Genomic DNA, 10056 nt, shown 5'->3' with positions numbered 1-10056 from the left:
CTGCCAGCGGAACGCCCCGGCCCCGCGGGGCGTTCCGCTGGCAGCGGACGCGCGGGTCGGCGCAGGAACGGCGGGGTGCCGCCGCCCGTTGCACGGACGACAATGGTGACGACCGGCGGTCCGCGTCCGCTGTCAGCGGCGCGGTGTACCGTCGAGAGTCCTCACGACCGAGCAGGAGGGACAGGGGGCGACCCCTCCACAGATGTCGAACCTCAAGCGTGTAGTCCGCGGCCCGTGGCTCTGGATCGTGGTGGCCGTGGCGGTCGTCGCGATCGGCGCGTCCTTCTTCGCCTCCAGCGGCACCACCGAGGTGTCCACGACGCGCGCCCTGCAGCTGATCGAGCAGAACAAGGTGCAGAGCGCCACCCTGACGGACGGCAACCAGCGCATCGACCTGCGCCTGAAGCAGGGCGAGGACGTCGACGGCGCCACCACGGTGCGCTCCTACTACATCGCCCAGCGCGGCGACGAGGTGCTGGACGCTCTGGACGCCTCCGACGTCCAGAGCGTCACCGACGAGGTGCCCACCACCAGCGTGCTGTCCTCGCTGCTGTTCACGGTCGGCCCGATCCTCCTGCTGCTGCTGCTGTTCTGGTGGCTGATGAGCCAGATGCAGGGCGGCGGCAGCCGCGTCATGAACTTCGGCAAGTCCAAGGCCAAGATGATGACCAAGGACACCCCCAAGACGACCTTCGCCGACGTCGCCGGCGCCGACGAGGCCGTCGAGGAGCTGCACGAGATCAAGGAGTTCCTCGCCGAGCCGGCCAAGTTCCAGGCCGTGGGCGCGAAGATCCCCAAGGGCGTGCTGCTGTACGGCCCCCCCGGCACCGGCAAGACGCTGCTCGCGCGCGCCGTCGCCGGCGAGGCGGGCGTGCCGTTCTACTCCATCTCCGGCTCCGACTTCGTCGAGATGTTCGTCGGCGTGGGCGCCTCCCGCGTGCGCGACCTGTTCGAGCAGGCCAAGCAGAACGCCCCCGCGATCATCTTCGTCGACGAGATCGACGCCGTGGGCCGCCACCGCGGCGCCGGCCTGGGCGGCGGGCACGACGAGCGCGAGCAGACCCTGAACCAGCTGCTCGTGGAGATGGACGGCTTCGACGTCAAGGCGAACGTCATCCTCATCGCCGCCACCAACCGCCCCGACATCCTCGACCCGGCGCTGCTGCGCCCGGGCCGCTTCGACCGGCAGATCGCGGTGGAGGCCCCCGACATGGAGGGGCGCCACAAGATCCTGCAGGTGCACGCCAAGGGCAAGCCGATGTCCCCGGGGATCGACCTGCTCGCGGTGGCGCGCCGCACGCCGGGCTTCTCCGGCGCGGACCTGGCCAACGTGCTCAACGAGGCGGCGCTGCTGACCGCGCGCGCCGGCGCCAAGGTGATCGACGACGCCGCCCTCGACGAGGCCATCGACCGCGTCATGGCCGGCCCGCAGAAGCGCACCCGCCGGATGAGCGAGAAGGAGCTGAAGGTCACCGCGTACCACGAGGGCGGTCACGCCCTGGTCGCGGCGGCCCTGCCCAACACCGACCCGGTGACCAAGGTGACGATCCTGCCGCGCGGGCGCGCCCTCGGCTACACGATGGTGCTGCCCACCGAGGACAAGTACTCCACCTCCCGCAACGAGATCCTCGACCAGCTCGCGTACGCGCTGGGCGGGCGCGTCGCCGAGGAGCTGGTGTTCCACGACCCCACCACGGGCGCCTCGAACGACATTGAGAAGGCCACCGGGATGGCCCGCAAGATGGTCACCCAGTACGGCATGAGCGAGCGCATCGGCGCCATCAAGCTCGGCCAGGGCGCGGGCGAGGTCTTCCTCGGCCGCGACATGGGCCACGAGCGCGACTACTCCGAGGGCGTGGCCGGCATCGTCGACGAGGAGGTGCGCCGCCTCATCGAGGCCGCGCACGACGAGGCGTGGGAGATCCTCGTGGAGCACCGCAAGGTCCTCGACGACCTCGTGGTGGCCTTGCTGGACAAGGAGACCCTGAACCAGCAGGAGCTGGCGCAGATCTTCGCGCCGGTCGTCAAGCGCCCGCAGCGGCCCGTGTGGCTGTCCAGCGAGCGCCGCCACGTCTCCGACCTGCCGCCGGTGGCGGGCCCGCGCGAGCGCGCCGCGCTCAACGGCCACGGCGCCCAGGCCCCGATGAACCGGACCCACGAGGAGCCGTGACCGGTCGCACCACCGCAGCGCCCGCGGCCGGCGGCGCGGGCGTGGACACCGCCCGCGCCGAGGCCGCGGTCCGCGAGTTCCTCCTGGCCATCGGCGAGGACCCCGACCGCGAGGGCCTGCGCGAGACCCCGGCGCGCGTGGCCCGCGCGGCCGGGGAGCTGTTCGCGGGGCTGTGGCAGGACCCCGCCGACGTGCTGGCCACCGACTTCGGCCTCGAGCACGACGAGCTGGTGCTGGTGAAGGACATCGAGGTCCAGTCCACCTGCGAGCACCACCTGCTGCCCTTCCACGGCGTCGCGCACGTGGGGTACATCCCCGGCGAGCACGGCCGGGTCACCGGCCTGTCCAAGCTGGCGCGGCTGGTGGACGTCTACGCCCGCCGCCCGCAGCTGCAGGAGCGGCTGACCACCCAGGTCGCCGACGCCCTCGTGGAGCGGCTGCACCCGCGCGGCGTCATCGTCGTCGTCGAGTGCGAGCACTCCTGCATGACCTACCGCGGGGTGCGCAAGCCCGGCGCCAAGACGATCACCTCCGCGGTGCGCGGTGCGCTGCGCCACCCGGCCACCCGCGCGGAGGCCATGAGCCTCATCGTCGCGGGGCACCGGTGAGCGCACCGGTGGGCGCCCCGGCCCCCGGCGCCAGCAGCCGCGTCCTGGGCGTCGTCAACACCACCCCCGACTCCTTCTCCGACGGCGGCCGCCACCTCGCCGCCGCCGACGCCGTGGCGCGCGGGCTGGCGCTGGCCGCCGCCGGCGCCGACGCCGTCGACGTCGGCGGGGAGTCCACCCGCCCCGGCGCCGCCCGCGTGGACGCCGCCGAGGAGCTGCGCCGCGTCGTGCCGGTGGTGCGCGAGCTGGCCGGGCGCGGTCTGGCCGTCAGCGTCGACACCATGCGCGCCGACGTCGCCCGCGCCGCCGTGCGGGCCGGCGCGGTGCTGGTCAACGACGTCTCCGGCGGCCTGGCCGACCCCGCGATGGCCGCCACCGTCGCCGAGCTCGGCGTCGGGTACGTCCTGTCGCACTGGCGCGGGCACTCCGACGTCATGACCTCCCTGGCCGTCTACGACGACGTCGTCGCCGAGGTCGGCGCCGAGCTGTCCGCGCGCCTGGACGCCGTCGCGGCCGAGGGCGTGGACCGCGCCCGCGTCGTGCTCGACCCGGGCCTGGGCTTCGCGAAGGTCGCCGAGCACGACTGGGCGCTGCTGGCGGCGCTGCCGCGGCTGGCCGCGCTGGGCCGCCCGCTGCTGGTGGGCGCCTCCCGCAAGCGCTTCCTGGGCGCCCTGCTCGCCGGCGCCGACGGCAGCGCGCCGCCCCCGCCGCAGCGCGACGACGCCACCGCCGCCGTCTCCGCGCTGGCCGCGGCGGCCGGCGCGTGGGGGGTGCGCGTGCACGAGGCGGCCGCCTCGGCGGCCGCGGTGCGCGTGGCGCGGGCGTGGTCGCTGGCCGGGCGGGAGGGCTCGTGAGCTCCCTGGACGCCGCCGGGCCGGTGCTGGACGCGCAGGGGCGGGTGCTGGACCGCATCGTGCTGCGCGGCCTGCGGGCCGTGGGCCGGCACGGGGTGCTGGACGCCGAGCGGCGCGAGGGGCAGCCCTTCGGGCTGGACGTGGCGCTGCACCTGGACACCCGCGAGGCCGCCGCCGGCGACGACCTGGCCGCCACCGTCGACTACGGCGGGCTGGCCGAGGAGCTGGTGACCCTGCTGGTGGGCGAGCCGGTGGCCCTGCTGGAGACCCTGGCCGGCCGGGTGGCCGAGCGGTGCCTGGCCCGCTCCCCGCGCGTGGTGGCCGTCGACGTGGTCGTGCACAAGCCGCAGGCGCCGCTGACCGTGCCCTTCGACGACGTCGAGCTCGTCGTGCGCCGGGTGCGCGCGTGAGCGGGCCGGCGGGCGCGGCGGCGGGCGGGGCGCCGCCCGAGCCGGTGCCCGTGGTGCTCTCGCTGGGCGCGAACCTGGGCGACCGGGCCGCGGCGCTGCGCGCGGCGGTGGCCGCGCTGCGCGCCGCCGACGGGCTGCGGGTCGACGCCGTCTCCGCGGCGGTGGCCAGCGCGCCGGTGGGCGAGGTGCTCGAGCAGCCGGAGTTCCTCAACCTGGTGGTGCTGGGCCGCACCACCCTGTCCCCGCGCGCGCTGCTGGAGCTGTGCCACGAGGTGGAGCGGCGCGGCGGCCTGGACCGCTCGGTGAAGGTGCCCGGCGGGCCGCGGCCCATCGACGTCGACGTCGTCGCGCACGGCGACGCGGTGCTGCACGAGCCGGACCTGGTGCTGCCGCACCCGCGCGCCCACGAGCGGGCGTTCGTGCTGGCGCCGTGGGCGCAGCTGGACCCGGACGCGGTGCTGCCCGGCCCGCGCGGCGGGCCGGTGCGCGAGCTGCTGGCGCGCCTGGACGGGCCGCTCCCGTGAGGCCGACGCGACCGGGGGTGCTGCTGGCCACCGGGTTCCTCGCGGCGGTGCTGACCTGGTCGGGGCTGCGCGCCTGGACGGGCACCGGCGGCAGCGAGCCGCAGCTGGTGTGGCGCACCACGCTGACCATCGGCCTGCTCGTGGTGGCCGTGCTGGGCCTGGGCTGGCCGGTGCGCCAGTGGGTGCGCGGGGAGAAGGGCCGGCGCATCGACGCGCTGCGCGCGGCGCGCACGGCCGTGCTCGCCAAGGCCGCCTCGGTGGCCGGCGCGCTGCTGAGCGGGGTCTCGGCCGGGTTCTGCGTGCACTACCTGCCCACGCTGGACATCGCCGCGCGGCGCGGGCAGTTCCTCGTGGCGCTGGCCGACCTGGTCGTCTCGGCGCTGCTGCTGGCGGTGGGCCTGGTGGTGCAGCGCTACTGCCGCGTGCCGCCGGAGGAGGACGACCCGCAGGCCGGCGCGAAGGCCTGAGGCGCCGCACCCGCCCGCGGCGCCGGTGCGCCGGGGTGGTCCGGTGCGCCGGGGCGGCCGTCCAGGAGCGGGTGCAGGTGCACCCGGTTCTTGCCCGCCCGCTTGGCGCCGTACATCGCCGCGTCGGCCGCGGCGAGCAGACCCTCGGCCAGCCGGTGCGGGGCGGGGTCGCGCGGTGCCAGGGCGGCACCCACGCTCACGCCCACCTCGAAGGTGCCGCAGGCGGTGCGCACCGGTGCGCGCAGCGCCTCGAGCAGCCGGGCGGCGGTGCGGTCGAGCGCCGCGGCGTCGTGCACCCCCGGGCACACCAGCGCGAACTCGTCGCCGCCCAGGCGCGCCAGGGTGTCGCCCTCGCGCACGCACGCGGCGAAGCGCGCGGCCACCTCCCGCAGCACCTCGTCGCCGGCGCCGTGCCCGGCGGTGTCGTTGACGTCCTTGAACCCGTCCAGGTCGCAGAACAGCACCCCCGCGGGGCCCTCGGCGAGGGCGCCGGTGAGCCGCTCGCGCAGCAGCACCCGGTTGGGCAGCCCGGTCAGCGCGTCGTGGCGGGCCTGGTGCTCCAGCGCCGCGGCGGCCTCGCGGTGCGCGGCGCGCACCTCGGCGTCCAGGCGCTGGCGCTCCTCGCGGTGCAGCACCAGCGGCACGGCGACGACGATGAGCACCAGCGCCAGCAGCTGCGCGTCCAGGACCGACTCGCGCACCGGCAGGTGCTGGAAGGGGCCCGCGGCGGCGATCGTCACCAGGACGAGGCCGACGTCGCCCAGCACGGTGGTCAGCACGGCGGCGCGGGCGGACAGCCGCAGGCCCACCCACACCGAGAACGGGGCCAGCAGGAAACCCAGCGGCGTGCTGCCGGGCTGCTCGAACAACCAGCCGCAGAAGGCGCCGCCGCCCACCAGGACCAGCAGCGCCTCGGTGCGCCCGGCCTCCGCGGGGGCCGGCAACCAGCGGCGGTCCCCGACGCGCAGCCACACCACCGCCACGCCCAGGGCGCTGGCGGTGTGGCGCACCACCCAGCCCAGCAGGACCGGCCCGGGTGCGCTGCCCAGCAGCACGGCGGCGGTGCCCGTGCCGAGCAGGCCGCCGGCCACCGCGCCGGTGCTCACGGCCAGCAGCAGGGCCCACAGGTCGCCGGGGCGCCGCAACCGGAAACCGCGCGGCTGCAGCCGGTGGTGCACCCAGCACCCGGTGAGCGCCTGCACCGCGCCGCTGAGGGCGAACAGCACCGCCGCCAGCGGCGCCTGCTGCGCCAGGAGCTGCCCGACCGCGCCGGAGAGAACGAGCAGCGCGGTGTCGCGCCACCGCTCGCGCGGCCGGCGCCAGGAGCGGGCCAGCCACACGAACCCCACCCCGGCGGCGGGCCAGACCACGGCCAGCGAACCGTCCACGGCGCTGGCGCGCCCCAGCAGCACGGCCAGCACGTGCAGGAGCGCGAAACCTGCCGGGACGGCCGCGCGGCGCAGCCGGGAGCGGTTCACCCCAGCGGCATCGGCGCGTCCCGCCCGCCCCTGGATCGGCCGAGGGGGTGGTGCCGGTGCGAGGCACCGGCACCACCCCCTCGTGCGCGTGGGCCCGCGGGCGTCAGCCCTTCAGCGGGCCGTACGTCATCTGCGGCTCGGCCATCTCCAGGTCGGCGGTGGCCTGGATGAGCTCGATGAGCTCCGGGTCCAGGCCGGGCGCGAACTCCTCGTAGCGCTCCTGCGCGATGGTCAGCGGGGCACCCTCGGGGGCCTGCTCGCTGGCGTCGAGGTCCGTGCCGTCCTTCGAGGGCGAGGCGCCGCGGTAGATCTTCGCGGCCTCGGAGGCGCCGGTGAGGTCGAACGTGTACTGCTTGCTCTGCCAGCCCAGGTCGACCATCTGCTTGACCTCGGGGAACTTCTCCGCGTTCGTCTTCGGGATCGGCAGCAGCTTCTTCCAGTCCACCCCGAGGGTCTCCAGCGCCTTGGCGTACCCGTTCTCGTGCGCCTGGTCGCGCACGATGAGGTAGCTGACGGTGGAACGCAGCGTCTTGTTGCTGGACATCTCGTAGATGCGGCACTTCTGCAGCCGGCCGGTGGACTCCAGCATCAGGTTGTACAGCAGGTCCAGCACGAGGTTGCCGGAGTTGTAGACGTAGCTGCCGCTCCAGGGGTTTCCCGCGGCGTCCACCGGCAGCGCGCCCTGCGCCCCCACCAGGTAGTGGTGGATGTTGCTGTCGGTCAGCGCGTTCGCCAGGGGCGTCGCCCCGCCGGCGCCGGGGGTGTCCAGGGGGTCGCTCTGCTTGCCCTGGTAGCGGGGGGAGCCGTCCAGCAGGCGGGCGATGGTCGTCCCGATGAGCTCGACGTGGCTGATCTCCTCGGTGCCGATGCCCTGCAGCAGGTCCTTGTAGGGCTTGGCGGCCGGGCCGCGGAAGTTCATCGACTGGAACAGGTACTGCATCATCGTGCGCATCTCGCCGAACTGGCCGCCCAGGCCCTCCTGCAGGGCGTTGGCCGCCGCGGGGTCCGGCTCGTCCTCGGCGATCTCGTGGATGAGTTTCTGGACGTGCAGGTACACGGGGGTGTCCTCTCGTCGCGTGCAGCCCGCGGGTGACGGGTTCTCCCCGTCGCGGACCGCGGCCAGTCTGCGACGGGGATGTTGAACGCGCACCCGGAGGTGCACCCGCGCCCGGTGCCCGCCCGGTGGCCGGGCGGGCACCGTCGGCCCTCAGCAGCGGAAGGTCGCGACCAGTTCCTGCAGGTCCCCGGCGGCGCTGTGCACCTGCTCGGCGGCCTCGGCGGTGCGGGCCGCGCTGCCGGTGATGCGCTGCACGGCGTCGCGGAACCGTCCGGTGGTGTGGTCCAGGGCGCGGGCCACCTCGCCCAGCTCGTCGCGGCTGTCGATGCCGGCGGCGACCGTCAGGTCCCCCTCGGCGACGTGCCACAGGACGTCGGTGACGCGGTGCAGGGGCGCGACGATGCTGCGGCGCACGACCAGCGCGCCCGCCACCGCCACCGCCAGGCTCGCCACGAGCAGCGCCACGACGAGCTCCTGGCCGTCGCGGACCGTGGCGGTGAACTCGTGCCCACCGGTCAGGGCGGCCTCGGCGCGCTGGACCTCGGCGGTCAGCACCTCCTCGTAGGCCTTGCGCGCGTCGCGGTTCTCGCCGAGGAGCGGGAGCGCTCCAGCGCCACCAGCGCGGTCGCCAGCAGCAGCCGCGTCCCCACCCTGCGGTCGGCCAGCCAGCGCCGCAGCACCCCCTGCCGCCTCGTCCCGCGCTCCTGCACGCCCATCCCGTCCTCGACCTCCCCGCCGGCGGGACCGCTCGTCGGCCCCGCCGGTGCTTCGGCCGCCGCCCGGGCGCGCTGGAGCGGTGCGCCCGGGGCTTCACCGCCCGTCCACCGGAGGCGGGGCCGGACGCGGGGTCAGACGCGGAAGCGGCCCACGAGCTGCTGCAGGCGCGCGGAGGTGCTGGCCAGCTCGCGCACCGCCGCCTCGCCCTCGGCCAGCGACGCGCTCGTGGCGCGGGTGGCCGCGGCCACGCCGCCGATGCTGCCGGCGATGCCGGCGGCCCCCGTGGCGGCCTCCCCGACGCTGCCGCTCATCGCGGAGGTCGTGGCGGTCTGCTCCTCCACGGCCGAGGCGATGGTGCCCTGGTAGTCGCTGATCGTGCCGACGATCCGCGTGATGTCCCCGATCGCGCGCACGGCGCCGCCGGTGTCCGCCTGGATGGTCGCCACCCGGCGCCCGATGTCCTCGGTGGCCTGCGCGGTCTGCTGGGCCAGCTCCTTGACCTCCCCGGCGACGACGGCGAAGCCCTTGCCCATCTCCCCGGCGCGGGCGGCCTCGATGGTGGCGTTGAGCGCCAGCAGGTTCGTCTGCTCCGCGATCGCGGTGATGACCTTGACGACGTCGCCGATCTCGGCGGAGGACTCGCCCAGCTTGGAGACGGTCTCGTTCGTGGCGGAGGCGACCGCGACGGCCTCCTGCGCGACGCGGGCGGCGTCCCCGGCGTTCTGGGAGATCTCGCGGATCGACAGGCCCATCTCCGCGGCGCCGTCGGCGACGGTCTGCACGCTGGCGGAGATGCCGGCCGCGGAGCTGGCCACCACCTCGGCCTGCCCGGAGGCCTCCTGGGCGCTGGCGGCGATGCGGGCGGTGACCTCCGAGAGCTGCCGGGAGCTGCCGCCGACCGTGCCGGCCGCGTCCGCCAGCTGCCGCACCAGGGTGGCCACGCCGTCGCGGGCGCGGTTCACGGCCCCGGCCATCGCGCCCAGCTCGTCGGCGGAGTGCACCTGCGCCGCCACCGTCAGGTCCCCGGCGGCCACCGCGTCCAGGGCGGTGCCCACCGACGCGAGCTGGCGGCGGGTGGTGCGCACCACGAACGCGGCCAGGGCACCGGCCAGCAGCAGGCCCGCGGCCAGGGCGGCGACCACGAGGGCGCGCGAGCGGCGGTCCTGGGCGTCGGCGGCCGCGGCCTTGGCGCCGGCCTGCTGCGCCTCGGCGTCCTGCAGCGCGACGACCGCCTCGTTGAAGCCCTGCTCGGCCGCGCCGAAGCGGGCGCCGATCTCCTGCGGGGCCGGCACCGAGAACCCGGCCGGCGGCGCCTGCCGGAACACGATGACGTCGCGCAGCGCGACGTAGTCCTCGTAGGAGCCGCGCAGCGCCTGCACGGCCGGGCCCGCGGCCGGGGCGGTGGTGCGCGCCTCGTAGCGGGACAGGGCCTCCTCCACCGCCGCGTCCGCCTCGCGCGCGTCCGCCCGGGCCCCGGTGCGGGCGGCGTCGTCCTCGGCGATGCCGTGCAGCACGACCGAGCGGTACATGCTCGCCACGCCCCCGCGCACGGTGGCGATGTCCCGCATCCCGTCGACGTGCTGGGACTTCACGGCCTCCAGCTCCCGGTGCAGGTCGGCCATGCTCACCACGCCCACGCCGCCGACACCCAGGGCCACCGCGGAGGCGGCCAGCACGGCGGCGGAGATCTTCGCGGTGACGGAGCGGTCGGCCAGCAGGCGGCGGCGCCGCGTGCCGGGGGTGGGGGCGGGGGTGCTCATCGCTGGTGGTC

At 76.0% G+C, this 10056-nt stretch carries 10 protein-coding genes; 6 read left to right on the top strand and 4 right to left on the bottom strand.

Annotated features, from left to right (window positions below; all coding sequences use genetic code 11):
- Window positions 1-202 precede the first annotated feature (202 nt).
- The 6 genes from ftsH to GTR00_RS06860 are packed head-to-tail and all read left to right on the top strand — an operon-like array spanning window position 203 to window position 5033.
- A complete protein-coding gene (gene ftsH / locus GTR00_RS06885) occupies window positions 203-2170 on the top strand; it encodes an ATP-dependent zinc metalloprotease FtsH (protein WP_166610894.1) in 1968 nt (655 codons plus the stop codon).
- Entirely contained in the window at window positions 2167-2778 is a 612-nt protein-coding gene (gene folE, locus GTR00_RS06880; protein ID WP_166610893.1) for a GTP cyclohydrolase I FolE, read from the top strand. Before ftsH ends, folE begins: the two co-directional genes overlap by 4 nt.
- Window positions 2775-3632: a dihydropteroate synthase gene (gene folP, locus GTR00_RS06875; RefSeq protein ID WP_323132293.1), complete on the top strand. Its 858-nt coding sequence runs from the start codon at window positions 2775-2777 to the stop codon at window positions 3630-3632. Before folE ends, folP begins: the two co-directional genes overlap by 4 nt.
- Window positions 3633-3679: 47 nt before the next feature.
- Window positions 3680-4042, top strand: a complete 363-nt coding sequence (gene folB / locus GTR00_RS06870) for a dihydroneopterin aldolase (RefSeq protein WP_166610896.1) — start codon at window positions 3680-3682, stop codon at window positions 4040-4042.
- Entirely contained in the window at window positions 4039-4566 is a 528-nt protein-coding gene (gene folK, locus GTR00_RS06865) for a 2-amino-4-hydroxy-6-hydroxymethyldihydropteridine diphosphokinase (RefSeq protein WP_323132291.1), read from the top strand. The genes folB and folK overlap by 4 nt, the downstream gene beginning before the upstream one ends.
- Window positions 4563-5033, top strand: coding sequence for a DUF3180 domain-containing protein (locus tag GTR00_RS06860; RefSeq protein ID WP_166610892.1), 471 nt, complete (start codon window positions 4563-4565; stop codon window positions 5031-5033). Before folK ends, GTR00_RS06860 begins: the two co-directional genes overlap by 4 nt.
- On the opposite strand, the gene GTR00_RS06855 is transcribed toward GTR00_RS06860, so the two are convergent.
- The 4 genes from GTR00_RS06855 to GTR00_RS06840 form a co-directional block, all read right to left on the bottom strand.
- Window positions 4979-6511: a diguanylate cyclase domain-containing protein gene (locus tag GTR00_RS06855; protein ID WP_166610891.1), complete on the bottom strand. Its 1533-nt coding sequence runs from the start codon at window positions 6509-6511 to the stop codon at window positions 4979-4981. The genes GTR00_RS06860 and GTR00_RS06855 overlap by 55 nt on opposite strands.
- Before the next feature lie 103 nt (window positions 6512-6614).
- Window positions 6615-7568 carry a manganese catalase family protein gene (locus tag GTR00_RS06850; RefSeq protein ID WP_166610890.1) on the bottom strand — a complete coding sequence of 318 codons (954 nt, stop codon included), beginning with the start codon at window positions 7566-7568 and terminating at the stop codon, window positions 6615-6617.
- A gap of 150 nt (window positions 7569-7718) precedes the next feature.
- On the bottom strand, window positions 7719-8123 hold the full coding sequence (locus GTR00_RS06845) for a HAMP domain-containing protein (RefSeq protein WP_166610889.1): 405 nt from the start codon (window positions 8121-8123) through the stop codon (window positions 7719-7721).
- 293 nt (window positions 8124-8416) lie between these two features.
- Window positions 8417-10045 (bottom strand): methyl-accepting chemotaxis protein, encoded by a 1629-nt coding sequence (locus GTR00_RS06840; protein ID WP_166610888.1) that lies wholly within the window; start codon window positions 10043-10045, stop codon window positions 8417-8419.
- Window positions 10046-10056 lie beyond the last annotated feature (11 nt).

Origin of the sequence: Kineococcus indalonis (assembly GCF_009906395.1) — a bacterium.
GTDB classification, from domain to species: Bacteria; Actinomycetota; Actinomycetes; order Actinomycetales; family Kineococcaceae; genus Kineococcus; species Kineococcus indalonis.
Note: the sequence above shows the minus strand (reverse complement) of the source record. Positions and strands in the feature narration are given on the sequence as shown.